20 protein-coding genes are annotated in these 26,576 nt (G+C 71.7%); 11 read left to right on the forward strand and 9 right to left on the reverse strand.

Annotated elements, in window-relative coordinates; genetic code table 11:
- The first annotated feature begins 36 nt into the window (after positions 1–36).
- From ACIO52_RS05375 to ACIO52_RS05400, 6 genes are read left to right on the forward strand one after another with little or no spacing between them, the layout of a single operon-like run.
- Complete coding sequence (locus tag ACIO52_RS05375; protein WP_218716245.1) at positions 37–969, forward strand: TauD/TfdA family dioxygenase; 933 nt, start codon at positions 37–39, stop codon at positions 967–969.
- A 52-nt stretch (positions 970–1,021) separates the two neighbouring features.
- Positions 1,022–2,242 (forward strand): CaiB/BaiF CoA-transferase family protein, encoded by a 1,221-nt coding sequence (locus ACIO52_RS05380; RefSeq protein WP_218716246.1) that lies wholly within the window; start codon positions 1,022–1,024, stop codon positions 2,240–2,242.
- On the forward strand, positions 2,239–2,409 hold the full coding sequence (locus tag ACIO52_RS05385; protein WP_218716247.1) for a hypothetical protein: 171 nt from the start codon (positions 2,239–2,241) through the stop codon (positions 2,407–2,409). The genes ACIO52_RS05380 and ACIO52_RS05385 overlap by 4 nt, the downstream gene beginning before the upstream one ends.
- The gene (locus ACIO52_RS05390) at positions 2,406–3,320 is read left to right on the forward strand and encodes a hydroxymethylglutaryl-CoA lyase (protein ID WP_402641879.1); all 915 of its coding nucleotides are present in this window, start codon (positions 2,406–2,408) and stop codon (positions 3,318–3,320) included. The genes ACIO52_RS05385 and ACIO52_RS05390 overlap by 4 nt, the downstream gene beginning before the upstream one ends.
- 55 nt (positions 3,321–3,375) lie before the next feature.
- The gene (locus ACIO52_RS05395) at positions 3,376–4,152 is read left to right on the forward strand and encodes an ABC transporter ATP-binding protein (RefSeq protein WP_218716249.1); all 777 of its coding nucleotides are present in this window, start codon (positions 3,376–3,378) and stop codon (positions 4,150–4,152) included.
- A gap of 11 nt (positions 4,153–4,163) precedes the next feature.
- Positions 4,164–6,683 (forward strand): FtsX-like permease family protein, encoded by a 2,520-nt coding sequence (locus ACIO52_RS05400; protein ID WP_342801633.1) that lies wholly within the window; start codon positions 4,164–4,166, stop codon positions 6,681–6,683.
- 123 nt (positions 6,684–6,806) lie between these two features.
- Here the strand turns inward: ACIO52_RS05400 and ACIO52_RS05405 are convergent, their stop codons facing one another.
- The 5 genes from ACIO52_RS05405 to ACIO52_RS05425 form a co-directional block, all read right to left on the reverse strand.
- Positions 6,807–9,179 carry an ADP-ribosylglycohydrolase family protein gene (locus tag ACIO52_RS05405; protein WP_402641882.1) on the reverse strand — a complete coding sequence of 791 codons (2,373 nt, stop codon included), beginning with the start codon at positions 9,177–9,179 and terminating at the stop codon, positions 6,807–6,809.
- A 56-nt stretch (positions 9,180–9,235) separates the two neighbouring features.
- Positions 9,236–10,399, reverse strand: coding sequence for a VWA domain-containing protein (locus ACIO52_RS05410; RefSeq protein ID WP_316575913.1), 1,164 nt, complete (start codon positions 10,397–10,399; stop codon positions 9,236–9,238).
- Positions 10,400–10,469: 70 nt separating this feature from the next.
- Positions 10,470–12,926, reverse strand: a complete 2,457-nt coding sequence (locus ACIO52_RS05415; protein WP_316575912.1) for a DUF5682 family protein — start codon at positions 12,924–12,926, stop codon at positions 10,470–10,472.
- A 50-nt stretch (positions 12,927–12,976) separates the two neighbouring features.
- Entirely contained in the window at positions 12,977–14,077 is a 1,101-nt protein-coding gene (locus ACIO52_RS05420) for an AAA family ATPase (RefSeq protein WP_218718597.1), read from the reverse strand.
- A complete protein-coding gene (locus tag ACIO52_RS05425) occupies positions 14,074–16,971 on the reverse strand; it encodes a DUF5691 domain-containing protein (RefSeq protein WP_402641887.1) in 2,898 nt (965 codons plus the stop codon). Before ACIO52_RS05425 ends, ACIO52_RS05420 begins: the two co-directional genes overlap by 4 nt.
- Positions 16,972–17,398: 427 nt before the next feature.
- On the opposite strand from ACIO52_RS05425, the gene ACIO52_RS05430 reads away from it, so the two are divergent.
- Genes ACIO52_RS05430 through ACIO52_RS05445 form a run of 4 tightly spaced genes read left to right on the forward strand, consistent with a single transcriptional unit; the run spans position 17,399 to position 21,221 of the window.
- A complete protein-coding gene (locus ACIO52_RS05430) occupies positions 17,399–20,011 on the forward strand; it encodes an AAA family ATPase (RefSeq protein WP_402641889.1) in 2,613 nt (870 codons plus the stop codon).
- Between the two features lie 49 nt (positions 20,012–20,060).
- A complete protein-coding gene (locus ACIO52_RS05435; protein WP_218718600.1) occupies positions 20,061–20,486 on the forward strand; it encodes a hypothetical protein in 426 nt (141 codons plus the stop codon).
- 35 nt (positions 20,487–20,521) lie between these two features.
- A complete protein-coding gene (locus ACIO52_RS05440; protein WP_218718601.1) occupies positions 20,522–20,920 on the forward strand; it encodes a YchJ family protein in 399 nt (132 codons plus the stop codon).
- 25 nt (positions 20,921–20,945) lie between these two features.
- Complete coding sequence (locus ACIO52_RS05445) at positions 20,946–21,221, forward strand: SelT/SelW/SelH family protein (protein ID WP_218718602.1); 276 nt, start codon at positions 20,946–20,948, stop codon at positions 21,219–21,221.
- 35 nt (positions 21,222–21,256) lie between these two features.
- Here ACIO52_RS05445 and ACIO52_RS05450 read toward each other — a convergent pair whose 3' ends face one another.
- On the reverse strand, positions 21,257–21,478 hold the full coding sequence (locus ACIO52_RS05450) for a zinc ribbon domain-containing protein (RefSeq protein ID WP_218718603.1): 222 nt from the start codon (positions 21,476–21,478) through the stop codon (positions 21,257–21,259).
- Between the two features lie 392 nt (positions 21,479–21,870).
- Here ACIO52_RS05450 and ACIO52_RS05455 point away from each other — a divergent pair, with 392 nt between their 5' ends.
- Positions 21,871–23,448, forward strand: a complete 1,578-nt coding sequence (locus ACIO52_RS05455) for a carboxylesterase/lipase family protein (RefSeq protein ID WP_218718604.1) — start codon at positions 21,871–21,873, stop codon at positions 23,446–23,448.
- Between the two features lie 38 nt (positions 23,449–23,486).
- On the opposite strand, the gene ACIO52_RS05460 is transcribed toward ACIO52_RS05455, so the two are convergent.
- The 3 genes from ACIO52_RS05460 to rfbD all read right to left on the reverse strand — a co-directional run bounded on the left by ACIO52_RS05460 (position 23,487) and on the right by rfbD (position 26,442).
- Positions 23,487–24,566, reverse strand: coding sequence for a sugar phosphate nucleotidyltransferase (locus ACIO52_RS05460; protein ID WP_218718605.1), 1,080 nt, complete (start codon positions 24,564–24,566; stop codon positions 23,487–23,489).
- Between the two features lie 113 nt (positions 24,567–24,679).
- On the reverse strand, positions 24,680–25,573 hold the full coding sequence (locus ACIO52_RS05465) for a glycosyltransferase family 2 protein (protein WP_218718606.1): 894 nt from the start codon (positions 25,571–25,573) through the stop codon (positions 24,680–24,682).
- A gap of 11 nt (positions 25,574–25,584) precedes the next feature.
- Positions 25,585–26,442, reverse strand: coding sequence for a dTDP-4-dehydrorhamnose reductase (gene rfbD / locus ACIO52_RS05470; RefSeq protein WP_218718607.1), 858 nt, complete (start codon positions 26,440–26,442; stop codon positions 25,585–25,587).
- Positions 26,443–26,576 lie beyond the last annotated feature (134 nt).

The raw sequence follows: 26,576 nt of genomic DNA on the forward strand, positions 1-26,576 counted from the left end.
CCTACCAACCGTTCCACAAGACAGAGGTGATCTCCCATGACGGTCGACCACGCCACCCCCGCCACCCTGACGGTGACCAAGCTCGGCGCCCACATCGGCGCCCAGGTGGACGGCGTACGTCTGGGAGGTGACCTGGACGCGGCGACCGTCGCGACCATCCGCCGCGCGCTCAACGAGCACAAGGTCATCTTCTTCCGCGGCCAGCAGCACCTCACCGAGGACGGCCAGCACGAGTTCGCGCAGCTGCTGGGCAGCCCGACGACCCCGCACCCGACGGTGACCTCGCAGGGCGTCAAGAGCCTGGCCATCGACTCCGAGACCGGCCGCGCGAACTCCTGGCACACCGATGTCACCTTCGTCGACCGCATCCCGAAGGCGTCCATCCTGCGCGCGGAGTACCTACCGACCTACGGTGGCTCGACCACCTGGGCTTCCACCGTCGCCGCCTACGACTCGCTGCCCGAACCGCTGAAGCTGCTCGCCGAGAACCTGCGCGCCGTGCACACCAACGTCTACGACTACGCCGCCCGCAATGTCGAGCCGCTGCGTCCGAAGAGCGCGGAGTACCGCGCGGAGTTCCAGTCCACCTACTACGAGACCGAGCACCCGGTCGTACGCGTGCACCCGGAGACCGGCGAGCGCGCGCTGCTGCTCGGCCACTTCGTGAAGAACTTCGTCGGCCTGTCCACCAGCGAGTCGCAGGCGCTGTTCCGCCTGTTCCAGGACCGCGTCACCCGTCTGGAGAACACCACCCGCTGGACCTGGTCCGACGGCGACGTCGCCATCTGGGACAACCGCGCCACCCAGCACTACGCCATCGACGACTACGACAGCCAGCCCCGCCGCCTGACCCGCATCACCCTCGCCGGTGACATCCCGGTCGGCGTCGACGGCCGGACCAGCACCGTCATCGAGGGCAACGCCGAGCACTACTCCGTCGTCGAGGAGGTGACCCGGCTCGCGAGCTGAGTCGGAGCGGCTGCCGCCCGTGCGGGTCCGGGCGGCACGCTAGAGTCTCGGGGTGGCGGAAAAGTCTATTCGGCCGTTGGACGGAGTGCGCGTCCTGGAACTCGGCAACTACGTGGCCGCTCCCACCGCCGGACGTATTCTGGGCGACTTCGGCGCCGAGGTGATCAAGGTGGAACGCCCGGGCACGGGCGACGAGTTACGCAACTGGCGGCTCTACGGTGGCGACACCTCCATGCTGTATCGCACGGTCAACCGCAACAAGAAGTCGATCGTGCTGGACCTGCGCACCGATGCGGGCCGGGCGATCGTGCTCGATCTGCTGCGGCACTGTGACGTGCTGTTGGAGAACTTCCGGCCCGGCATGCTGGAGAAATGGGGTCTCGGCCCCGAGGTGCTCGAGGAGGTGAACCCGAAGCTGGTCATCACCCGCATCTCCGCCTACGGCCAGACCGGCCCGATGGCCGCGCGTCCGGGATTCGCCGCGGTCGCCGAGGCCGTGGGCGGCCTGCGCGAACTCGTCGGCGACCCGGACCGCCCGCCGGTGCGGGTCGGCGTGTCGATCGGCGACTCGATCGCGGGCATCTACGCCGCGTTCGGCACCGTGATGGCGCTGTTCCAGCGCGAGCGGGTCAGCGGTGAGGTGCCGCAGCGGGAGCGGATCATCGACGTCGCGCTCAACGAGTCGATCCTGTCGGTGATGGAATCGCTGGTCCCCGACCACCTCGCCTACGGCATCAACCGGGAGCGGGTCGGCGGCCGGATGGAAGGCATCGCGCCCAGCAACGCCTATCCGACCAGCGACGGCTACAGCATCATCATCGGCGGCAACGGCGACGCCATCTTCCAGCGCTACATGCAGGTCATCGGCCGTCCCGACCTGGCCGCCGACCCCGAACTGGCCGACAACGCCGGGCGCTGGCGCCACCGGGAACGTCTCGACGCCTCGATCGCGCAGTGGTCGATCGAGCACACCCGTGACGAGGCGCTGAAGATCCTCGACGACGCGGCCATCCCGTGCGGCCCGATCTACACCGCCGCCGACATCGTGGCCGACGAGCAGTACCGCGCACGCAATATGATCCAGTCGTTCCCCGTCGACGTGGGCGAGCCGCAACCCAAACAGGTCGGGTTCCCCGGCATCGTCCCGGTGATCGGGGGACAGTCGCTGCCGATTCGCAATGTCGGCCCCGACCTCGGTGAACACACCGCCCAGGTGCTCGGCGAGCTGCTCGGGATGACGCAAGACGAGATCGACGCGCTGGAGGCATCGTGAGCAGGCGAGTACACGGCAGACGCCGCCCACCGGTGCGCAGCAAGTGGGAACAGCGCGGTCCCGGCCACGTGCGCCCGACCGTGCATCCGACCCCGGCCAGTGTCGGCGACAAGCCGTGCGGCGGGGTGATGTGCGTGCCCGTTCAGGAACCGGACCAGCGGCGATGACCGCGCCGCTGCTGCGTGATGTCACCCTGCGTGACGGCTTGCAGCTCACCGGCAAGGTGCTGCCGACCGACCAGAAGATCGACGTCGTCCGGCGGCTGCTGGCCGCGGGCGTGCCCGCGCTGGAGATCGGCTCGATGGCCCGGCCGGACCTGGTGCCGCCGATGGCCAACTCGCTCGCGCTGATCGCCGCGCTGACCCCCGACGAACTGGCGAAATGCTGGGTCTGGGTGGCCACCCCGCGCCACATCGAGAAGGCGGCGGAGGCGGGCGCGCGCAATTTCCAGTACTGCTTCTCGGCGTCGGACGCCCACAACAAGGCCAATATCGGCCGCGACACCGAGGCGTCGGTGGCCGCGATGCCCGACGCGATCCGGCTGGCGCGCGAGGCGGGCGGTGCGATCCAGCTGTGCCTGGCCACCAGCTTCACCTGCCCGTTCGACGGCCCGGTCGACCCCGAACGGGTGCTGGGCATCGCCCGTGACCCGCGCACCGAGGGCGCCGCCGACATCGTCCTGGCCGACACTCTCGGCCAGGCGCACCCCGGCCAGGTGAGCGCGCTGGTCGCGGCCGTCCGCGACACCACCCCGGCGCGCCGCATCGTCTTCCACGGCCATGACACCTGGGGAATGGGCGTGGCCAACACCCTCGCCGCCGTCGCGGCGGGCGCCACCATGGTCGACGGAGCGCTCGGCGGCCTGGGCGGCTGCCCGTTCGCGCCCGGCGCGAGCGGCAACACCGCCTCCGAGGACATCCTGTTCGCCACCCGCCCCGACTGGTTCACCCCGGACGCGCTGGCGAGCCTGGTCGGCCTCACCGAGGAGCTGCTCGCCGACCTCGGCGAACCCAATCGCTCCCGCGCCGCCGAAGGCGCGCGCTCGGCGGCCGCGGCGTTCGAGTGGGTCATCCGGTAGGTATCGGGGGGATCCCGGATGGCGCGGTTCCCGGCGGACAGACAGACTGGACACCATGACTTCGCACGCCATGGGCACCGAGGCCGTCGACGCGGCGGCCGACACCGAGATCGCGGCCGCCGCACAAGACCTGGTCAAGCTGTACGGATCGGGAGACACCCAGGTCAAGGCCCTCGACGGGGTGTCGGCGAACTTCGCCAAGGGCGAGTTCACCGCGATCATGGGCCCCTCCGGCTCGGGCAAGTCCACGCTGATGCACTGCCTGGCCGGGCTCGACAGCGCCAGCGCGGGCGAGGTCCGCATCGGTGACACCGCGCTGACCGGGCTGTCGGACAAACAGATGACCGCCCTGCGCCGCGACCGCATCGGTTTCGTGTTCCAGGCGTTCAACCTGGTGCCCACGCTGACGGCGCTGGAGAACATCACCCTGCCGCTCGATATCGCGGGCCGCAAGGTCGACCAGGAATGGCTCGACACCGTCGTCAAGCGCCTCGGCCTCGGCGACCGCCTCGATCACCGGCCCTCCGAGCTGTCCGGCGGCCAGCAGCAGCGCGTCGCGTGCGCCCGCGCCCTGGTCGGCAAGCCGGAGATCATCTTCGGTGACGAGCCGACCGGCAACCTGGACTCGCACTCCTCCGGTGAGGTGCTCTCGATCCTGCGCGCCTCGGTCGACGAGTTCGGCCAGACCGTCGTCATCGTCACCCACGATCCGCGCGCGGCCGCCTACGCCGATCGCGTGGTCTTCCTCGCCGACGGCCGCATCGTCGACGAACTGCGCGACCCGACCCAGGATTCCATCCTCGACCGGATGAAGGCGCTGGAGACCAAGTGAGCAGCAACCCGATGCGCAAGGTCGCCTTGCGCAATCTCGCCGCGCACAAGGTGCGCCTGGCCCTGACCCTGCTGTCGGTGGTGCTCGGCACCGCCTTCATCTCGGGGTCGTTCGTCTTCACCGACACCCTGCAGCGCACCTTCGACGGCATCTTCGAGGGCCAGGCCCAGGGTGTCGACGTGCGCGTCGGCCCCAAGGACCAGCAGTCGCTGGGCCTGCCGACCAATATCGTGGACGCGCTGGCCAAGACCGAGGGCGTCGCCCGGGTCGCGCCCGCCGTCAACGGCCCGGTGGTGCTGCTCGAACCCGACGGCAAGAAGGCCGTACAGACCGGTGGCGCACCGAGTTTCGGCCTGTCCTATCTGCCGCCGGAACAGTCGGTCGAGGAGCCCAACACGTTCGTCGCCGGCGCTCCGCCCACGCAGTCGGGCGAGATCGCGCTCAACACCAGCGGCGCCGAGAAGGCGGGGCTGAAGGTCGGCGACAAGACCAAGGTGCTCATCCCGTCCAAGGGCGACCCGTTCGAGGTGACGCTGACCGGCATCTACGAGATGCCCGGCACCGAGGGCGGCGGTGTGGTCGCGGTGATGTTCACCGAGCCGCAGGGCCGCAAGCTGTTCACCGACGGCTCGCACGTCGCCTACGCCGATATCGCTGCGGCGCCGGGTGTCTCGGCCGACGACCTGCGCGACCAGCTCGCCGCCGGGCTGCCCAACTACAAGGTGCAGAACGCCGACGAGGTCCGCGAGGACATGAAGAAGCAGATCTCCGAGGCGCTCACCTTCATCAACTACTTCCTGCTCGCCTTCGGCGCGATCGCGCTGATCGTCGGCACGTTCATCATCTACAACACCTTCTCGATGATCGTCGCCCAGCGGCTGCGCGAACTGGCGCTGCTGCGGGCGATCGGCGCGAGCCGCAGGCAGGTGGGTCGCTCGGTGGTCAGCGAGGCCGTCGTGATCGGCCTGATCGGCAGCGTGCTCGGCCTGCTCGCGGGCATCGGGTTGGCCTTCGGCCTGTCGGCGCTGCTCAACGCCTTCGATCTGGGTCTGCCCACCGGGTCGCTGACGGTGCTGCCGCGCACCGCGATCGTGGCGCTGCTGGTCGGCCTGATCGTCACCGTCGCCAGTGCCTACGCCCCGGCCCGGCGGGCCGCGAAGGTGCCGCCGGTGGAGGCGATGCGGTCCGAATTCGCCAGTGCCGGTGACTCGTTGCGGATCCGCACCGTCGTCGGCGCGGTGATGGCGGTCGTCGGCGGGGTGCTGGTCTACGTCGGCGCCCAGGGCACCGGCAAGGGCTCGGCGGTGACCGTCGGCATCGGCGCGCTCGGCCTGATCCTGGCCGTGCTGCTGGCCGCGCCCGCGCTGTCGCGGCCGATGGTGCTCGTGCTCGGCGTGCTCACCCGCCCGTTCGGCGCGATCGGCCAGATGGCCCGCAACAACGCCGTGCGCAACCCGCGCCGCACCGCCGCCACCGCGTTCGCGCTGACGCTGGGCCTGATGCTGGTCTCGGCGATCGGCATTCTCGGCGCCTCGGCCAAGACCAGCGTCGGCGTGCTGATCGACAAGGGCGTCAAGGCCGAATACGTGCTCGCCGGTCCGCAGATGATCGGTGCGCCGATCGGCGCGGTCGACGCGGTGCGCACCCAGGTGCCCGGCATCAGCGATGTCACCGGGATCCGGGTGGTCGCCTTCAAGGTCGGCAAGGAACAGATCGGCGCCACCTCCCCCGACGGCCCGATCGACCCGGTGATGGACATCGACGTGCTCAGCGGGTCCACCACGATCGCCCCGAACGGGCTGCTCGTCGACGAGACCGAGGCCACCGAGCGCGGCTGGAAGGTCGGCGACAAGGTCGGCATCACCAGCCTGGACAACAAGCAGCTCGAGCTCACCGTGGGCGGTATCTACGCCAACTCGCCGCTGCTGGGCCCGATGGTCGTCGACCCCGGCGTCTACGAACAGCTGATGCCGCAGAGCCTGCGCACCAACATCTTCGTACTGGTGAAGGCGGCGCCCGGCAGCGATCTCACCGCCATGCGGACGAATCTGGAGAAGGCCACCGAGCCGTTCGTCGTGGTGCAGGTGCAAGACCACGAGCAGTTCAAGGGCGCCCAGGGCAAGCAGATCAACACCCTGCTGGCCATCCTCTACGGCCTGCTCGCCCTGGCCGTGGTGATCGCGGTGCTCGGCATCATCAACACCCTCGCCCTGTCGGTGGTGGAGCGCCGCCGCGAAATCGGCATGCTCCGCGCCGTCGGCACCCAGCGTGCCCAGGTCCGCCGCACGATCTACCTGGAATCCATGCTGATCGCGATCTTCGGCGCCATCGTCGGCCTCGTCCTCGGCATCGCCCTGGGCGTCGGCTTCCTGCGCACCCTGCGCGACCTGGGCATCGACCAGATCACCATCCCGTGGTCCCAGCTGGTCACCGTCCTGATCGCCTCCGGCATCGTCGGCGTCCTGGCCGCCGTCTGGCCCGGCGTCCGCGCGGCCCGCACACCCCCACTGGCCGCCATCGCGGACTTGTAGATTCTCGAACGGGCTCGCCGGTGACACCGTCGCCGACGAGCCCGTTCGCGATCTGTCCGGCGCAGGTGGTCACAATCGAGCCGATTCGAACAGCGTTGAGCTGGTCCGATCGGCGCGATTCGCCTACGCCGGGTAGCGGTCGTACCAGTCGTCGGTGGGCTGGCCGTGGGCGTCGCGGGGTGGGGTGAGGCCGAATTCGGTGCAATAGTCGGTGGCGAGGCGGTCCAGGGCGGCGCGGGCGTCGACGGTGTCGGACCAGCGGCGGGGGAGAGCGGTGCGACCGTAGCGGGCGCCGAGGAGGCTGCCCGTGATCGAGCCGGTGGCGTCGCTGTCACCGGAGTGGTTGACCGACAACAGGAGTCCGGTGCGGACGATCTCGTGCGCGGCGCCGCCCCGGAATTCCGCGGCCAGCACGGCGAACACGGCGATGGCCAGGGCCTCGGGGCCGATCCAGCCCTGGCCGAGGGATTCGACCTCCTCAGGGGTTGGTCCGCGACCGGAGCGCGCGGTCGCCGCGGCCGAGGCGACCGCGGCATCGAGAGCGGCCGAGGTTTCCTCGTGATCGGGGTAGGTCGCCAGTTCGGCTCGGGCGCGGGCGAGCGCCGTCGTGGTGTCGTTTCCCCGGGCGAGCTGATAGATCAGCGCCGACAGGGTGCCCGCGGGCAGCCAGCCGCTGGGATGGCCGTGGGTCAGTGCGGCCGCGTCGCAACCCAATTCGAAGATCGCCCCGGTCGCCGTGCCGGAACGGTCGGCGGCGTAGCCGAATCCACACGGCGCCGCGCGCATCACCGCGCCGCTGCCCTTGGACCGATTGATCGGCTGCTGGCGGGTGCCCAGCGGGGCGGTGGGTGCGCGGCGCGCCGCCGCCTGGCGCAGGGCCGTGTACACCGAATTCGCCACGCCCCGTTGCTCGATCAGTTCGGGGTAGCCGGTCAATGAACTGTGCAGCGTGAAGGGCTGGTCGGGCAGTTCGACGACCTGACCCCGTAGCCAGACCAGCATGCCCTGCTGCAACAGACCCATGGTCGCTCCGCCGATGCCCTTGGCCCGCGCCCGCACCGAACCGCGGATCAGCGCCTCCACCGTGAACGCGGTCAGCTGCGTCTCCTCCGAGATCCGCAGCGGGTCGGTGTCGGTGAGACCCGCCTGCCCGTACTGAGCCCGGATCTGGCGCAGGGTCCTGGTCTCGATCGGTGCGCCGAGCGCGTCACCGATCGCGCCCCCGAGCAGGCAACCGTGCACCGCGTTCAGCCAGACCGATCCCGCGCCGGCGACGGCGTCGTTGCCGCGGAGCGAGTGCTCGCGCCGAGGTGCGGCCGGGCCGTCGTCTCGCGGCCCGGTGGCGCGCTGACCCGGATCAGGGGAGCCGCCGTGCCGGTTCGGATGCCGGGTGTCGATGCGTGGCCCGCCGGGCGCCGCGCCGCGTGCGGTCGGGTCGAGCCGGCGCGACAGATCCGGTTCCGCGGCCGGCCGTGGCTGCGGGGAATCGGCGCGTGCCGCACTCGTGGTGCTCGTCGCCGGCCCGGCGCCGCTGCCGCGAAAGTCGGTGCCGGGCCGGGCTTCCGGCGTGCCGTTCGTGGTCGGCAGCCCGCCGGTGCGGGGCGCGACCGCGCCGGTGAGTGGGTGGACTCCGCTCGCCGGGGTCTGTGCGCGGCGGCGGATGGCTTCGGCGAAGGCGGCCGCGAACTCGGTGCAGGTGGCGAACCGCCGGGCGGGTTCCTTGGCCATGGCCTTGGCGAGGACGGCGTCGACCGCGGCGGGCAGCGGCGCCGACCGGCGGGTGCTGGCGCGCGGGGGAACGGCGGTGAGATGACCGAGCATGACGGTCGCCGGATTGGGCGCGTCGTACGGGCCGGTGCCGGTGAGCAGCCGGAAGATCGTGCAGGCCAGGGAGTACTGGTCGCCACGGCCGTCCAGTGGCGCGCTGCTGAGTTGTTCGGGCGAGGCGTAGGCGATGGTGGCGGTGAACTGGCCGGTGCGGGTGAGACCGCCGGTGTCGTCGAGGAGTTTCGCGATGCCGAAGTCGGTGAGCAGCACGCGTTCGTCGAAGCCGGCGCCGACGCCCGCGGTCCGCGAGAGCAGGATGTTGGCCGGTTTCACGTCGCGGTGCAGCACGCCCTGGCGGTGCGCGTAGTCCAGCGCGCTCGCGGTCTGGGCGACCACCTGCGCGATCCGCTCGATCCCGAACTGCGGCACCGGGACCGCCGCCGCGTCGACCCCGTCGACGAACTGCATGGCGATCCACAGCTGTTCCTCGTCGACGCCACGGTCGTAGACGGTTATGATGTTCGGGTGATCCAGCTGCGCGACCAGGTCCGCTTCCCGTTCGAACCGGGTGCGGATCTCGAAGTCGGTGAACAGGTCACGGTGCATGAGCTTGAGCGCGGTCAGCCGCGGCAGCCGCCGATCACGGGCCGCGTACACCGCGCCCATCCCACCGCGCCCCAGCTCCCGCTCGATGACGAACCCGGCGAACACCTCCCCGCGCCGCAACATCGCCTCACCCCGTTCACCGAACCCGATCGCTTCGCAGCCTAGCGAAACTCGCGGTACTACACGGCGGGAGCGTGGGTGTCGGCCCAATGGGTGAGGTCGCCACGATCGAGGGCGGTCGCCAGCAGATCGGGGAATTTGTCCGGGGTGCAGGCGAAGGCGGGGATGCCGAGCGCGGCCAGCGCGGCGGCGTTGTCGTGGTCGTAGGCGGGCGCGCCCTCGTCCGAGAGCGCGAGCAGGACCACCACCTGGACGCCGGCCTCCTTCATCGCGTTGCATCGGCGCAGCATCTCCTCGCGCACGCCGCCCTCGTAGAGATCGGAGATGAGCACGAACAGGCTGTCGGTGGGCCGGGTGATCAGCGACTGCGAGTAGGCGATGGCGCGGTTGATGTCGGTGCCGCCGCCGAGCTGGGTGCCGAACAGCACGTCGACCGGGTCGCTGAGCTGGTCGGTGAGGTCGACGACCTCGGTGTCGAACACCACCAGCGAGGTCTTCAGCGACCGCATCGACGCCAGCACCGCGCCGAAGACCGACGCGTAGACGACACTGGCCGCCATCGAGCCGGATTGATCGATCGCCAGCACCACGTCGCGCTGGATCGACTGCGCCTTGCGCCCGTAGCCGACGAGCCGTTCCGGCACGACCGTGCGATGCTCGGGCAGGTAGTTGGCGAGGTTCTTGCGGATGGTGCGGTCGAAGTCGATGTCGCGCAGTTTCGGGCGGTGGGTGCGGGCCGAGCGATTGATCGCGCCGGTGACCGCGGCGACGGTCTTGGCCGCGATGCGCTGCTCGATCTCGCGCACCACCTTCTCGACCACCATCCGGGCGGTGGCCTTCGTGGTCTCCGGCATCACCCGGTTCAAGCCGAGCAGCGTCCCCACCAGGTGCACATCGGGTTCCACCGATTCCAGCAGTTCGGGTTCGAGCAGCAGCTGGGTGAGGTTGAGCCGCTGCACGGCATCGCGCTGCATCACCTCGACCACGGTCGCGGGGAAGTAGGTGCGGATGTCGCCGAGCCAGCGCGCCACCCGGGGCGCCGAACCGCCGAGTCCGCCGGACCGCTTCGTCGATCCGCCGGCCTCGCCGGTGTTGTAGAGGGCGCCGAGGGCCTGGTCCATCGCCTGGTCGGGGCCCGAGGACAGGCCGCCGAGCTGTTCCTGCGCGGCCTGCCCGAGAACGAGCCGCCAACGGCGCGAATGGTTGTCGTCGATATCGGTCATGCGGGCTGCTCCTGGTGATCGAGCGGGCGGTGCTGTGGCAGCGGGCTTGCCGCCCGCGCTCCGGGCCGGGTCATCCGGCGGCGCCGAGGATCGCGGTGGCGGCGCGCAGGGCGAGCTGCCCGCGCACCGGGTCGATCGGCGTCGCGCCGGTGGCGGCGGCCGGGGTGGTGCCGGTGTCGCGCAGCGCCTGGCCGATGGCGCGGCGCTCGCCGGATTCGAAGGAGCCGAAGGTGCGGCGCAGCAGGGGAAGGGTGGCGACGAACTGGTCCTCGCTGAGTTCGCGGAGCCACTCGTCGATGCGGCGCAACAACTCCCGGTCGTGGACCAGGAGCAGGCCGCGCCCGCCGAGGAAGCCGTCGATCCAGGCGGCCTTGGCGGCGGGGGTGTTGCCGACCGACAGCGCGGCGGCCAGGCGACGGGCCGAGTCGGCGTCGTCGATGCGTTCGGCGTCGCACAGCAGGCGCACCGCGCGGCCGCTGATCGCGCCGTGCACATCGTCGCGATCGGCGATGCGCTGCAGCGTGGCCAGCCATTCGCTGGTGGTGTGGTCGTCGTCGCGGGTGCTGATCGCGGTGTGCGCGGCATCGATCTGGGCGCGCAGCGCCTCGGCCGCGTCGGTGTCGAGACCGGTGACGGCGCCGGGCAGGCCGGCGCAGATCCGCACCAGCAGCCCGTCGGCCACGTGGGCCAGCGCCTTGGTGTCGGTGCCCCGGACATCGCCGTAGCGCAGCGTCCTGGTCAGCCCGGGGAGCGCGCCCAGCAGATGAGTGACGTCGTGGTCGAGCGCCGCGGCCGCTTCCAGCCGGGTGATCAGGCCGTCGGTGGCCCCGCCCAGATCGGCCAGCAGCGCCATCTCCAGCGCGTCGGCGAGATCGGCGACGGAGACGCCGTCCCGGCTCGCGGTGTCGAGGATCTTGGCTTCGGCGGCGGTGCGCAGCGTGGTGCCCCAGACCGCGGCCTCGACGATGCGGACCTCGAATTCCGGTTCCCAGCGCAGGGTCCAGGTCTCCCGGAAGGTGCCGGTGTTGCGGACCTCGCCGACCGTCGGGGTGCCCCAGTCGACGCCGAGCAGCCGCAGCCGGTGCAGCAGCTGCGAGCGCTCGACATCACGCTCCTTGCGCAGGTCCAGATCGACCGTGCGGGCCAGGGCTTCCTGCTTGAGCCGCAGGGTCTTGCTGCGTGCCCGCAGATCCGCCGCCAGCGGCACGGTCGGGGTGTCCGCGGGGACGCCGCCGAGCGTCTCACCGACCACGAGTTCGTCGATCACCAGCCGCAGCATGGTCTCGTCGCCGCCGCACATCACCGCGCGCACGGCCTCGGTGACCTCGGACAATCCGGCCAGCGGCCGCCCGCGCAGCGCGGCCAGGGTGTCGGCCAGCCGCACCGCTTCGATGATGTGCGCGCTCGACACCGGCAGATCGTGCGCCCGCAGGACCCCGGCGACCTTGGTCAGCCAGCGCGCCACCGGGCGCTCGGTCTCGGTGAACAGGTGGTGATACCAGCCCGGCGAGGTGACCCCGGCCCCGTACCCCGAGCCCGCCGCCAGCCGCGAATGCGTCCACGGCACCCAGGTCAGCGCGGTCTTGATCTTCGGCAATCCCTTGAGCAGCCGCGCGTCCGGCGCGGCCGGTCCGAGCGTCCCGGTCAGTGCGGGCGCGTGCCAGGCGCCGCACACCACGGCCAGCCGCTTCGCCCCGTCCTTGAGCGTCTGCCGCATCACCTGCCGCATGTACGCCTCGCGTCGCAGGGTGTGCTGGTCCACGACCAGCGGTGCGAGCGCGGGGTTCTCGGGATCGGCAGTCAGCGGAGAGCCCGATTCGGGTACGGCGAGGAGGTCCGGAGACGGCGAATCATCGCTGGGGAGCTCATCGCGGTGGGGAAGTGCCGTCTCGGTAGGGAGCGCGGCGAAGTCTGGTTCCGGTGTCGCCCGGTCGGGGTGCCCGGTCGGCGCGTGATGGATCGCGTCCTCGCGCAGGGCGGCCATCGCCTCGGCGATGGCGTCGAAAGCGGCACTGTCGGGGACGGATTCGACGACGGCGTCCCACCAGCGCTCGGCGTCGTCATAGCCCGCGGCCGAGGCGAGGGCGGCCAGCGGATCGGTGCGGTCGCCGCGTGACTCGTCGTCGGCGGCCAGAGTGATCGCGGCGGGCAGATCGCAGAAGCGCACCGGCACGGCGTGGTCGACGCCGTAGCGCATGGCCTGCCACTCCGGGGAAAACACCGCGAACGGCCAGAAGGCGGCTCGGGCAGGGGTATCCGGGACATACGCCAGCAGGGCGACCGGCGGATTCATGGTGTCGGCGGCGACGAAGCCGACCAGGGGGTCGGCGTCGGCGGGACCCTCGATGAGGATGGCGTCGGGGCGGAACTCCTCGAGCGCCTGCCGCAGCGATCGGGCCGAACCCGGCCCGTGGTGGCGGATGCCGAACACGCGCGTCACCGCGGCGTCACCCGGCTCGGCCCTGCGGCCCGCCTGGTTCTCGTGCGCGGTCGATTCCGCGGTGACCTCGTTCTCGGTCTGATTCATCGAAAACCCCATGTGTGCGGTCTGTTCCGTCCTCCCCGTCGGCCCCGGCGTCAGTGCGAAATCTCGCGGCAGGCGCGGTAGAAGTCGGCCCAGTCCGGGCGCTCGCGCACCACGGCCTCGAGGTATTCGGTCCAGATCACCGAGTCGGCGACCGGGTCCTTGATCACCGAACCGAGCACGGCGCCCGCGATATCGGACGCGCGCAGCACGCCGTCACCGAAGTGCGCCGACAGAGCCAGGCCGTTGGTGATCACCGAGATGGCCTCGGCCGTGGACAGCGTGCCCGAGGGCGACTTGAGCTTGGTGCGGCCGTCGGCGGTGATCCCGGAGCGCAGTTCGCGGAACACCCGCACCACCCGGCGGACCTCCTCGGCCGCGGCGGGCACGGTCGGCAATTCCAGTGCGGCGCCGAGCTGTTCGACGCGCCTGCTGACGATGGCGACCTCGGAATCCTCGTCGGCGGGCAGCGGCAGCACCACGGTGTTGAAGCGGCGGCGCAGCGCCGAGGACAGATCGTTCACGCCGCGATCGCGATCGTTGGCGGTGGCGATCACGTTGAAACCCTTGGCCGCCTGCACTTCCGCGCCCAGCTCGGGCACCGGCAGGGTCTTCTCGGACAGGATGGTGATCAGCGCGTCCTGCACATCCGACGGGATGCGGGTCAGCTCCTCGATGCGAGCGATGGCTCCGGTCCGCATGGCCGTCATCACCGGCGAGGCCACCAGTGCGGCATCGCTCGGGCCCTCGGCCAGCAGCCGGGCGTAGTTCCAGCCGTAGCGGATCGCCTCCTCGGCGGTGCCCGAGGTGCCCTGCACCAGCAGCGTCGACTCCCCGCTGATGGCGGCCGAGAGATGTTCCGACACCCAGGTCTTCGCGGTGCCGGGCACGCCGAGCAGCAGCAGCGCGCGATCGGTGGCCAGGGTCGCGACGGCCACTTCCATCAGCCGCCGCGGCCCGACGTACTTCGGGGTGATGACCGTGCCGTCGGCGAGCGTGCCACCGAGCACATAGGTGACCACCGCCCACGGCGAGAGCCGCCAGGACGGCGGCCGGGGCCGGTCGTCGACGCGGCCCAGCGCGGCCAGCTCGTCGGCGAAGGCCTGTTCGGCGTGCGGACGCAACAGGGTGGTTGCCGGTTCGGTGGTGGTCATCGCAGCTCCTCGAGCATGGTCGCGCGGTCGGTGAGGTCGTGGGCGAGGCGGTGGAAGGCCTGTTGCCAGGCGGGGTCGTCGGTGCTGTCGGCGAGCGCGGTGACGCGCGCGGCCAGGTCGACGGGCAGATGGACGCCCGCCGCGGTGATCAGGGCCCGGTCGGCGTACACGCCGGCGTTCGCGTGGGCCTGCCGGGAGGTCGTGCGGGCGCGTGTACCGAGCAGTCGCACCACGTGCTCGGCGACCGGTCGCGGCCACGGGTGGTCGAGGCCGGGCAGGATCGCGTGCAGTTCGGTGAGCTGGTGCGCGTCGAGGTCGAGCACGTGCTCGATCCGGTCTGCGGCATCGAGCAGAGTGAACAGCTCGCGGCGGCGCAGGACGGCCTGCTCGGTCGGGGTCGCGTGCGCGAACAGCGCACGGGCCCAGGAGGTGTCGCGCTGGGTGAGAGCGGCGTCGACCCAGCCGTCGACGATCGCCTTGGCGTAGCGCGGCGGCAGGGTCAGGGTCAGGGCGGCGGTCGCGGTGGCCGATCCGGTGGCGCCGACGAGCTGATCCCACGCGGTCAGCGGGGTCGCCGCGATCGCCTGGTGCAGCGTCTTGAGCGTCGAGTCCGGGGTGTCCCAGCGCAGGGTGGCCTGGTCGGTGCCGTCGGTGATGCCGTCGCGCCTGGCCTGCGCGTCGACCGCGGCGGGCACGGCGACCTCGACCGTGCCGTCGGCGGCGACGCGCAGCCACGACGACACCAGCGCCGCCATCCGCTGCCCCAGCGCCGAACCGGGCAGCCGGGCCAGCAGGCCCGCCGCGGTGCGCCGCACATCGCCGCGGCGATCGTCGAGGGCGCGCTCGAGCAGGGCTTCGTCGTCGAGACTCAGCCCGTCGACGAGCAGCGCGAGCAGCTCGGCCTTGATCGGACCCGATTCCTTGGCCCACGCGGTACCCAGCACCTCGAGCGCGGCGGCGGGATCGGTACGACGCAGCCGCGCCAGCCAGTCCTTGCGCTCACCCGGTGTGCCGAACAACCAGACATCCGCCGCGCCAGGTGATCCGCCGGCATTCTCGGGTACGGAGGGAGCGGCGACCCGGTCCACCGGGAACGAATCGAGCAGACCCGACCACGCCGGGTTCCGCGCCGCCAGCCACCGGCCGCGCCGGCCGGCCAGCCGCAGCAGCGGCCCGCGCAACTGGGCGTCGGCGGCCGCGGTGAGCGCGGGCACGCACAGCACATCCGGCAGCCGGTAGTCGAACGGTGCCGCGGCGGCGAACCATTCGGGCAGGAACGCCGACTTCTCGGTCAGCAGGCGGCGAAGTCGGTTGGCGGCCTGGCGGGGCAGCAGCGGGCGCGGGTCGTCCGGCGCAGGCTCTGGCTTCGGCGCGGTACCCGGCATCCGGCCGCCGCGCAGGTAGAGATCTTGCAGGGCGGCCGCGTCGAGCAGGCGGACCGCCGGTTCGCCCGCGCGCTGCGGTACCGCCGCCGTGACGGCGGCGTCGAGCCGGACCCCGTCGGCGCTGCGCCGCGCGGTGCCGAGCAGCGCGACCGAGACCAGTTCGGCCAGTTCGGGAGTCGGCGCCGAGTGGGTGGGGAACTCGGTCTCCAGATCGGTGACCTCGCCCGCGCTGAACACCGAGATCGGATCGAATCCGTCGGCGCGCCACTCGCCGGTGACCGTCACCGGATGACCACCGGCGACCGCGAACAGCCGCCACGGCCGCACCCCGGCGGGCAGCGGCAGCGCCGCGCCGTCGGCGTCGACGAGCTGCCAGCCGTGCTCGTCGAGCACCGGCACCACGTCGGCCAGCAGGGCGGGCCACGCGCGCAGCCACGGATCGGCGCCCAGCGCCGAGGCGTAGGCGTCGAGCGCGTCGCCGATGCTGACACCGCCGATCGCGGGCACGGTGGTGAACGGCTCGGGGACGCCGTGGCGGGCGCCCCACTGCACGCGCAGCGGCGCGGCACCGGGGTAGAAGTGCAGATCGGCATCGACCGCGTGGCCGGGCGCGGGCACCTCGCCGGTGAAATTCGGTGTGCCGAAGGAATGTTCGATCAGGACGGCCCAGCGTCCACTGCTCCGGCCGCGCAACCAGGTGCGCCGGGTGTGCAGCCGCTCCTCCTCGCTGACCCGCATACCGAGCACCAGCCAGCGATCACGCACCGCGGGCTCGGCGAGCACCGTCTCGGCCTGCGTCGGATAGCCGACGTGGGTGCGGATACCGGCCTGCAACGGCTCGGGAACGGCGTCGATGGTGCGGTGGGCCAGCACCAGCAGATGCAGCCGGGCGTATTCACGCAGCAGCAGCTCGGGCCAGTGCTCGGTGGTCAGCACGGCGGCGGGCAGCCGGCGCAGGGTCGCCGCGACGCCGGGCGCCTGGGCGTCGACCATGCGGGCCGCGATCGACTCGTAGGCGGCGAACGAGCGGTCGGTCTGGGCCAGGCCGGTCCGGATCTGGTCGGTGAGCCACACCTCCAGCTCGGTCAGTCCCGCCGATACCCTGGCCCGGCGTTGCTCGACAGTAGCCTGCGACGGCGTGGACGTGGCCTTGGTCTTGGGCGGGGCCGCCGCCTTGGCCGCCCGGCCCGCGAGCCACTCCGCCGCGAAATCGGCGGGCGCCTCCTGGGCCGCCACCGCGCCGCCGGACCAGCTCAGCAGCAGCGACAGCGCGTGCTTGCACGGAAACTTGCGGCTCGGGCAGGAGCACTTGTACGCGGGCCCGGCCAGGTCGACGATCGTCTGATACGGCTTGGCGCCGCTGCCCTGGCACAGCCCCCACACCGCGCTCCCCGCGGCTCCGGTCTCGCGCCAGCGACCGGCCAGCTTGCGTGCGGCAGCCAGTGAGCTCGCGTCCGGCGCGAGTGCACGGACCTGGTCCTCGGTCCACGGCGCCTGTCGGTCGGTCATCGCCTTCCCCCGTTCTCTGTCGCCGAAATATGTACCGCAGGGGACCGACAACTGCCGTTCACGTCGGCGAATCTCCTGGAAAACACTGCCGCGGTGGCAGATTCACGCCGTTGGACTTGCCGACTGACGCAAAGTCTGGCATTCTGACCTGTTCGGCTCGCCCGGACCGCCCACGTCGCTCACCGCAGCGTAGCGCGGGTGTGAACACCTCATCGAGCTGCCCGCCGGGGTGGGCGAGGGGTGGACATCGAGGGGCCCGCCGTGGCGCCACGATGGCCATTCCACTCCCGCGGGCAGATTCGCTGGGGCACTGCGCATCCCCTGGGCGAACGCTCCGCGATCAGGTAGCGTTTGCCGAGGAGGATCTCGTGGGCCGGGCAGATCGGCCGCCGCGGTGCGTGCGGCCGCGAAGGGGGAAGTCGCAGAAGTGTGCTCGGATCGCATCGCCGAAGTGGTCGCGCGTGAGCTCGCCGCCGACCCCGCCGTGGAGGGGCGGGTCGCCGAGTGCGTGCTGGCAGCCCTCGTCGAGGCCGACGGTGATCGAGCCGCACCGGATTCCGGGGATACCGGGGTCTTCCTGCGCTCGATCACCGTGCACGGCTTCCGCGGCATCGGGCCGACGGCCACGCTCCGCCTGAACCCCGGGCCCGGGCTGACCCTGGTCGTCGGGCGCAACGGCAGCGGCAAGTCCAGCTTCGCCGAGGCCGCGGAGTTCGCGCTGACCGGCGGCAACCGGCGCTGGGACGGCCGCTCGACCGCGTGGCGCGAAGGCTGGCGCAACCTGCACGAACCCGACCTGGCCCGGATCGAGGTCGACCTGCTCACCGCGGGCGAGAACGCCGAGCTCACGGTCGCCACCCACTGGGCGCCCGGCGGCGAACTCGGCGAGGCGCAGTGGACCGAGCGCCGCGGCACGGAGCGCACCGTCGCGATCGACCCGCGCAGCAGGCGCGGCCGGCTCGACCTGTACCGCCCGTTCCTGTCCTACAGCGAACTCGGCGCCCTGGTCGACGGCAAGCCGAGCGACCTGTTCGACGCGCTGCACCGCCTGCTCGGTCTCGACGAACTGGCCGCCGCCGCCGAGCACATCCGCCTGCGCAAGCTGGAACTCGAACGCGCCGTGAAGGATTCGCGGCAGTCCCGCACCGACCTGCTCGCCGAACTCGCCGACGCCGACGACGATCGCGCCCGCCATGTCGCCGACCTGCTGCGCGTGCCCGAGCCCGATCTCGACGCGGTGGCCGCCGCGGTCGCCGGGTCGGTGCTCGGCCCGGACGGTCCCGAGGGACTCCGGGCGATCCTGCGCCTGTCCCTGCCCGATCCGGCCCGGGTCGCCGCGGTCGTGGATCGCCTGGCCGAGGCCTCGGCCGCGCTGTCGCGCCACGCCACCACCGACGCCGAAGCCGATCTGCGCGTCCTCGAATTGCTCACCCGCGCCCGCGAACACGTCACCGCAGGCGGCACCTGCCCCTGCCCGGTCTGCGGCCGCGGCGACCTCGACACCGCCTGGCTCGCCGCCGCCGATGCCGAAATAGGCCAGCGCGAAACCCAACTCGCCGCCCTGCGCACGGCCCGCGCGGAGTTCGAGACGGCGACGGCCGCCGCCCGCTCGCTCACCTCGCGCCTTCCCACCGAACTCGGCACCGCGCCTCCGGTCGGCGATACACCGAGCAGCAATGCCGCACCTGGTGACAGCGCCGCGCTGGGCGGCAAGACCGCGCCGGGTGCTGGTGTCACGTTGGGTGGCAAGGCCTCGACGGGCGGCCGAGCGGCGCTGGGTGCTGGTGCCGCGCTGGACGGCAAGGCCGCGTCCGGCGACGGGCAGGTGGCCGGTGACGAGGTGCCGCTCAGGCGGCGGGTGTCGGCGGTGCGCGCGCTCTGGTCGGTGTGGGCCGAGCTCGGTGAGGCCGACCACGATGACGGGTTCCCGGAGCGGCTGCGTGACACCTATGACGCGTTGGCCACCGAACTCACTGCCCTGCAACGCGATACCTGTGCCGAACTCGAGCGCCTCGACGCCGTGTGGTCCCCGCTCGTCCCGCGCATCCTCGCCTGGCTCGACCCCGCCCGCGCGGTCTCCGCCGACGCGGCCGAACTGCGGGTGGTGAAGAAGGCGGCGGACTGGCTCAAATCGGCGACCGCGACCATCCGTGGCGAACGGATGCGCCCGCTGGAGAGCACCGCGCGCTGGGTGTGGAGCACGCTGCGGCAGCAGAGCAATGTGGAGCTCGGCGCGATCCGGTTGCAGGGCAGCGCGGGCACCGCGCGGCGGGTCCTGCTGGATGTGACCGTCGACGAGGTGGACGGTGCCGCGCTCGGCGTGATGAGCCAGGGCGAGCTGCACGCGCTCGGGCTGTCGCTGTTCCTGCCGCGAGCCACCATGTCGCACAGCCCGTTCCGCTTCGTGATGATCGACGACCCGGTGCAGGCGATGGACCCGGCGAAGGTCGACGGCCTGGCCAGGGTGCTGGCCGAGGTGGCCACCACGCGCCAAGTGGTGGTGTTCACCCACGACGAGCGACTCGCCGAAGCGGTGCGCCGGATGCAGCTCGACGCCACCGTGCTCGAGGTGCAGCGCCGGGAACGTTCCGTGGTCGAGGTGCGGGTGACCGGCGACCCGGTGCGCCGCTATCTCGACGACGCCCGCTCGCTGCTGCGCACCCCGCAGCTGCCGCCCGCCATCGCCGACGAGCTCGTCGCCACCTGCTGCCGCTCCGCGATCGAGGCGGCGGGGCTGGCCAAGGCCCGCCAGGAACTGCTCGCCGCCGGGCTCGAGCACGGCGAAGTGGAACGGCGGGTGCGCAACGCGCACACCACTCGCGCCATGATCACCCTGGCGATCATGGGTCCCGGGGCCCGGGTCGACGATCTCAACAAGCATCTGAGCGCGGTCGGCGGCCGCTGGCTGGTCGGTGTCCTGCGCGACGCCACCGCAGGCGCGCACGTGCCGATCGACCGTCCGATGCGGGAATTGATCAGCGACACCGAACGATTCATCTCCTGGCTGCGCGCGCACGAGCCCGCCGCGGTGCGCACGTGAGCGGGGGCGGGCCGCTCGGCGACCCCGGTGGCACGTCGATGGTGTGCCGGTGAATCGCCGGGGCAGGCCGCGGCGCGCGAAGTACACCCCGCGCCCGTCGGTGGCCGAACGGCTGGAGGCCGCCGAGAACCTGCTGTCCGGCGACGTCTCCGACGCCGGTGGGGTGTGGTCGCGGGCGGTCGCGTGGATTCTGCGCCTCGCCCTCGAGCAGGCCGTCGACGAACTGTGGGCCCAGATCGCCCCCGAGCTCATGCGCTGTCCGATGCGGGCTCAGTTGCTGGCCCTGCGGGTGTACGCGGGCCCGGAGACGGCAGGGCAGGTCGGGGCGCTGTGGGCGGCGCTGTCCCGGGCCGCCCACCACCTCGACTACGAGATGGCTCCCAGCGTGACCGACCTGCGGCGCTGGCGTGACCAGACCGGCGACCTCGCGCGGACCCTGGAACTGGTCCCGCTCGCGCACCAGCCGTTCGGCTGATCCCGCGTGGCCGCCACCGGTCGCGACCCGGCAGGATGACCGGCATGGGTGAAGCGAAACCGTGTCCGTGCCGCCGCGGCGAATCGTTCGACGACTGCTGCGGGCCGATCCTGGCGGGCATCCGGCCCGCGCCTACCGCCGAGACCCTGATGCGCTCGCGCTACACCGCCTACGTCGTCGGCGACGTCGACTATCTGCTGCGTTCCTGGCATCCGAACACCCGGCCCGCCGAGCTCGAACTCGACCCCGCCCAGCGGTGGCTGTTCCTGGAAATCGTCGGCACGCAGCGCGGTGGCCCGTTCGACGACAACGGCACCGTCGAGTTCATCGCCCACTACAGGGTGGACGGCGCACGCGACACGATGCACGAGAACAGCACCTTCGTCCGCGTCGACGGCGCGTGGGTCTACCTCGACGGCACGTTCCACGCCTGAAACACCGCTGGGGAATACTGGCCCCGTGCCCAGGATCGCGATCGAGTACTGCACCCAATGCCGCTGGCTGCTGCGCGCGAGCTGGATGGCTCAGGAACTGCTGACCACCTTCGCCACCGAACTCGGCGAGGTCGCGCTGGTCCCCGGGCAGGGCGGCATCTTCCGGATCACCCTCGACGGCGAGCAGCTGTGGGAACGCAAGGCCGACGGCGGCTTCCCCGACATCGCCGTCCTCAAGCAGCGGGTCCGCGACCGCATCGCCCCCGACCGCGACCTGGGCCACTCCGACCGCCGCGACTGAGTCACGCGGCGTACCAGCGATGTTCAGTGCGCCGGTCAGCAGCAGCCGCCGCCGCCACAGCAGCCGCCACCGGCCGGCCTCGGCGCGGGTACCGGGGCGGGGGCGCCTGCACGACCGACGGTTCCGAAGGTGGTCAGCAGTTTGACCGTGTCGTCGTGGCCCGCCGGGCAGGCGGCCGGGTCCGAGGCCTGCGCCATCGGCCGGTTCACCTCGAACGTGTCGCCGCAGGAGCGGCACCGGAAGCTGTAGTTCGGCATCGGCCCAGTCTAGGCGGGCGTGTATGTCGAGGGTCTTCGACGGTGCGGAGGTCGGGTGGGCTTGCTCACCGTCGGCAGTTCCGCCGGTGACCGTGGGCACGGCAGACGATTCCAGCGTATTCGCAGCAAATGATGCGAGGCGTCGGTCCACCTCGGCGGAGCTGGGGCGGGAGCGGGCGCCAGACGTGGCCGAATGCGCATCGTGACGGTCGGTTGGCGCGCTGAAAGGCGGTTCGGGCGTGTTCCGGGAAGTAACTGTTACCTGCGGGAATGGTGCGTTGGGAGGCTGACCCGGCCGCGCGGACGTACTCTCGTAAGGAGTCACCAGGTGCTGCGGCCCGCGGGAGCAAATACACAGGCACCCGTGGGTCGCGCCGGCTAGGAGGTGTGCGATGAGCATTCAGTCCGATCTCGACGCCGACGTGCGGACGCACGAAGCCGAACCACTGGCCCGCACGGAGTACGGCGTCGTCAGCGGGACCTGGGACGGGCCGATCGCGGTATGGCGCAGCGTCCCGTATGCCGCCGCGCCCGCCGGACCGGACCGGTTCTCGCTGCCGCGGCCCCCGCAGCCCTGGGACGGAGTGCGCGACTGCGTCGTGTTCGGCGACATCGCCCCGCAGGCCATGGGCGCGATGGTCCCGGTCGACTCCGATCTGGCGATGGGCGAGGACTGTCTGTGGGTCAACGTCTGGTCCCCGCGCCCCGAACCCAGCGACGACGAGCCGCGCCCGGTGCTGGTCTGGCTGCACGGCGGCGCCTACTGCCTCGGCACCGCGGCGCAGACCATCTACGACGGGCGCAAGCTGGCCGAGGCGGGCGACGTGGTCGTCGTCTCGGTGAACTACCGGCTCGGCGTGCTCGGCTTCCTCGATCTGTCCGCGTTCGGCGAGCCGTTCACCCCGAATCTCGGCCTGCACGATCAGCTGGCGGCGCTGGCCTGGGTGCGCGACAACATCGCGGCGTTCGGCGGCGACCCGGGCAATGTCACGGTCTTCGGTGAGTCCTCGGGCGCGGGCTGTGTGACGGCGCTGCTCACCTCGCCGTCGGCGGCGGGGTTGTTCCACAAGGCGATCGCCCAGAGTCCGCCCGCCACCACGGTATTCGGCCAGGAACGCGCGGCCGTCGTCGCGCAGCGCTACCTGGAACTGCTCGAACTCGGTCCGGGCGAGGCGGATCGGCTGCTGGAGCTGCCGATCGAGCAGCTCGTCGAGGTGGGCGCGGTGCTGCTCGACGAGGTGCCGATCAAGGAGCCGGGCAGGCTGGCCGCGGCGCCGGTGGTCGACGGTGAGCTGTTGCCGGGCTACCCGATCGACCGCTTCCAGCAGGGGCGTTCGCATCGGGTGCCGCTGCTGATCGGGACCAATCGGGACGAGGCCTCGCTGTTCCGGGTGCTGCGCTCGCCGATCATGCCGGTGACGCCCGACGCGGTGAACGCGATGCTGCGCGATGTCGCGGCCTCGCATCCGGAGATGTCACCCGAGCGGATCGCCGAGATCACCTCCGCCTACCCCGATCTGGCGAAAACCCGAGGGGCGCTGGCCATGTCGACCGACGCGGCCTTCCGAATGCCCGCGGCGTGGGTCGCCGAGGCGCACGCCCAGCATTCGCCGACCTGGATGTACCGCTTCGACTACGCGACCCCGATGTTGAAGGCCGCGCGCGTCGGCGCCGGACACGCCACCGAATTGCCGTACGTCTTCGGCAATTTCGGCACGCTCAACCACGACCCGACCTTCTGGCTCGGCGGCCGCAAGGCCTCGGTCGCGGTCTCGGGCCGCATGCAGCGCCGCTGGCTGGCCTTCGCCGAACACGGCGTGCCCGCGGCCCTGGACGGCTCCAAGCACTGGCCCCACTACCGGCCCTCGGACCGCACCACCCTGCTCATCGACACCATCGATCGCGTGGTCGACAACCCCGACGCCGACCTGCACACCGCCTGGGGCGACCAGGCGGTCGGCTTCAGCTAGGCGAGCGGGCGTTCCGGGTCGGCCGCGGGGTGGATGGATCAGACGTCGGTGGAGAAGCGGATGCCGCCGTCGGGGATCTCCACGCCGGGCCACACCCGCGCACCGCGCAGGAGTTCGCAGCGCGCGCCGACATTGGCGCCGTCGCCGATGACGCCGTCGCGGACCAGTGCGCGCGGACCGATCCGGGCGCCGAAGCCGACGATGGAACGTTCGACGGTGGCGCCCGCTTCCACGATCGCGCCGTCGAAGATGACCGCGCCGTCCAGGCGGGCACCGGCGCCGATCTCGGCGCCGCGGCCGACCACGGTGCCGCCGATGAGCAGCGCGCCCGGGGCGACACCCGCACCGGGATGCACCAGCGACTCACCCCGCTGACCCGGCAGCGCGGGCGAGGGGGCGATGCCGCGGACCAGGTCGGCCGAGCCGCGCACGAAGTCCTCCGGGGTGCCCATATCGCGCCAGTAGGAGGCGTCGACGTGGCCCTGCACCCGCGCGCCCTCGGCCAGCAGCGCGGGGAAGACCTCGCGCTCGACCGAGACCGGACGCCCGGTCGGGATCTTCTCGATGTACTCGCGGCGGAACACGTAGCAACCCGCGTTGATCTGGTCGGTCGGCGGGTCCTGGGTCTTCTCCAGGAACGCGGTGACCCGGCCGTCGGCGTCGGTCGGCACGCAGCCGAAGGCGCGGGGGTCGCTGACCCGGACCAGGTGCAGGGTGACGTCGGCGTTGGTCGACTCGTGGGTGTCGAGGATCGCGCCCAGGTCGGTGCCGCCCAGGACGTCGCCGTTGAACACCATCACGTTGTCCGCGCGCAGCTTGGGCAGCACGTTGCGGATACCGCCACCGGTGCCCAGCGGCTCGGTCTCGGTGACGTACTCGAGCTCGAGCCCCAGGTCGGAGCCGTCACCGAAGTGCTCTTCGAACACCTCGGCCTTGAACGAGGTGCCCAGCACCACGTGGGTGATCCCGGCCTCGGCGATGCGGGCCAGCAGGTGGGTCAGGAACGGCAGCCCGGCCGTCGGCAGCATCGGCTTGGGCGCCGAGAGGGTGAGCGGACGCAGCCGCGTGCCCTGTCCGCCGACGAGGATGACCGCGTCGGTGCCTGAGTTGCCTGCCATCGAGTTTCCCCTGTTCACAGTGGACCGGCGCCTGCTCAGGCGCCGGTGTCCGATTTTGCCTGCCCCGGCGCCCTACGTGGTTACGCGGGCTGCCGCCTCCTGGCGCTGACGGTTCAGGCGGAACGCGCTTTCTCGCGCAGCGCCGATCGAACCGCAATCCGGGAGCGAACCGCAAGTCCGGCGCGCAGCGCGCCCCGCAACGGCGCCTGCCACCAGTGTGGATGCCGGTCGGCCTGGAAGCGGTAGGCGCTGGCGTGGTGGGCGGGCAGCATCAGCTCGGGATGCTTGCCCGCGGCGTGGCCCTTGGCATGGGTCACCTCGGCGTCGGGGACGAACACATTGTGCCAGCCCGCCTTGCCCATGCGGTCACCGAAGTCCACGTCCTCCATGTACATGAAGTAGCGCGAGTCGAAGCCGTCGATGGTGTCGAACGCGGCCCGGCGCACCAGCAGGCAGGACCCCGACAGCCAGCCGACCACCCGCTCGGAGATCTCCTCGTTCTCCTGTCGATAGCGCACCGACCAGGGGTTCTTCGGCCAGATGGTGCCCAGGATGGCGTGGCCCGCGCCGTCGGCCAGGCCGGGGACCCGGCGCGCGGACGGGTAGACGCTGCCGTCGGGCTCCCGGACCATCGGCCCGAACGCGCCCGCGCGCGGCCAGCGCTGGGCGGCCTCGAGCATCTTGTCGATGGAATCGACGCCCCACCGGATGTCCGGGTTGGCCAGGATCACGAACTCGATCGACGGGTCGATCTCGGCGACGGCCCGGTTGATGGCACCGCCGTAGCCGATGTTGCCGCCGGTCCGCAGCAGTCGCACGTGCGAGTTGGCCTCGGCGACGAGCTCGGGCACGCCGTCGGTCGAGCCGTTGTCGGCCAGGATCACCTGCGGCTTCTCGCTGGTGGCGTCGGCCAGGGTGGTGATGAAGTGCTCGAGGTGCTCGCCCGGTGAATAAGTCACCGTGACGACGGCAAGGCCCGCAGGGGCCGCGGAATCGGCTGCGTTCACGACTGGGCAGCCTAGTCGGACACGCGCCGGAGTGCGTCGGCTAGTGCGGAACGCCAAGGCCGCAGCGGGGTGAGACCGGCCGCGTCCCACGCCGCCGAGGACAGCACCGAATAGGGCGGTCGCGGTGCGGGTCTGGGGAAGGCGCTCGAATCGCACGCCAGCACCCGCGCCGGATCCGCCCCGACCTCGGTGAAGACGGCGACGGCGAGATCGAACCAGGTGGCGGTGCCGGAATTGGTGGCGTGCAGCACTCGTGGGGCGTCGGGCCGGGTACTCAGTTCGAGCAGTGCGGCCGCGAGATCGGCGGCGCTGGTGGGGGAGCCGAGCTGGTCGTCGACCACGGTGACGGTGTCGCGTTCGCGTTCCAGCCTGCGCATGGTGGCGACGAAATCCCCCTCGACACCGGAGTACACCCAGGCGGTGCGCACGACCTGCGCGTCCGGGCTCAGTTCCAGGACCGCCCGCTCGCCCGCCAGCTTCGACTGGCCGTAGACCGTCGCCGGTCCGGTGGGGTCGCCGGGTTCGTAGGGCGTACTCGCGGTGCCGGGGAAGACGTAGTCGGTGGAGACGTGGATCAGCCGGGCCCCGGCCGCGGCGCAGGCGGCGGCCAGTACGGCGGGACCGGTGGCGTTGGCCGCGAAGGCGGCGTCGCGGTCGGTCTCGGCGGCGTCGACCGCGGTGTAGGCGGCGCAGTTGAGCACCACCGCGCCCGGGCGCAACACGGCGTCGACGGCGGCGCGGTCGGTGATGTCGAGCTCGGCTCTGCCGTAGCCCGCGGAATCGGGCGCGAGCCGCAGGATCTCTCGCCCCAGCAGGCCGCGCGCTCCGGTTACGATCAGCCGGGAGGGGACGGGGAAATCGGGGTTCACGCGGCCAGTCTGGCACGCCGGAACACCTGCGGTTCGGCGCGACTGTGGTAACTGTTGGTTAGCCTGTGATGGCCGGTGTCGGTGGACGAGCCCAGGCACACGAGATGGCGGGGTTTGCCGGGGGAGATACGGAG

The sequence above is a fragment of the Nocardia sp. NPDC087230 genome (assembly GCF_044744725.1).
GTDB lineage: Bacteria > Actinomycetota > Actinomycetes > Mycobacteriales > Mycobacteriaceae > Nocardia > Nocardia canadensis.

Excerpts from the sequence above, each read along its gene's own strand:
- ACIO52_RS05460 (WP_218718605.1), bottom strand. The coding sequence starts at position 24,566 with ATGGCAGGCAACTCAGGCACCGACGCGGTCATCCTCGTCGGCGGACAG.
- ACIO52_RS05425 (WP_402641887.1), bottom strand. The coding sequence starts at position 16,971 with ATGACCGACCGACAGGCGCCGTGGACCGAGGACCAGGTCCGTGCACTC.
- ACIO52_RS05395 (WP_218716249.1), top strand. The coding sequence starts at position 3,376 with ATGACTTCGCACGCCATGGGCACCGAGGCCGTCGACGCGGCGGCCGAC.
- ACIO52_RS05405 (WP_402641882.1), bottom strand. The coding sequence starts at position 9,179 with ATGTTGCGGCGCGGGGAGGTGTTCGCCGGGTTCGTCATCGAGCGGGAG.
- ACIO52_RS05400 (WP_342801633.1), top strand. The coding sequence starts at position 4,164 with ATGCGCAAGGTCGCCTTGCGCAATCTCGCCGCGCACAAGGTGCGCCTG.
- ACIO52_RS05455 (WP_218718604.1), top strand. The coding sequence starts at position 21,871 with ATGAGCATTCAGTCCGATCTCGACGCCGACGTGCGGACGCACGAAGCC.
- ACIO52_RS05415 (WP_316575912.1), bottom strand. The coding sequence starts at position 12,926 with ATGAATCAGACCGAGAACGAGGTCACCGCGGAATCGACCGCGCACGAG.
- ACIO52_RS05410 (WP_316575913.1), bottom strand. The coding sequence starts at position 10,399 with ATGACCGATATCGACGACAACCATTCGCGCCGTTGGCGGCTCGTTCTC.
- ACIO52_RS05390 (WP_402641879.1), top strand. The coding sequence starts at position 2,406 with ATGACCGCGCCGCTGCTGCGTGATGTCACCCTGCGTGACGGCTTGCAG.
- ACIO52_RS05440 (WP_218718601.1), top strand. The coding sequence starts at position 20,522 with ATGACCGGCATGGGTGAAGCGAAACCGTGTCCGTGCCGCCGCGGCGAA.
- ACIO52_RS05375 (WP_218716245.1), top strand. The coding sequence starts at position 37 with ATGACGGTCGACCACGCCACCCCCGCCACCCTGACGGTGACCAAGCTC.
- ACIO52_RS05450 (WP_218718603.1), bottom strand. The coding sequence starts at position 21,478 with ATGCCGAACTACAGCTTCCGGTGCCGCTCCTGCGGCGACACGTTCGAG.
- ACIO52_RS05420 (WP_218718597.1), bottom strand. The coding sequence starts at position 14,077 with ATGACCACCACCGAACCGGCAACCACCCTGTTGCGTCCGCACGCCGAA.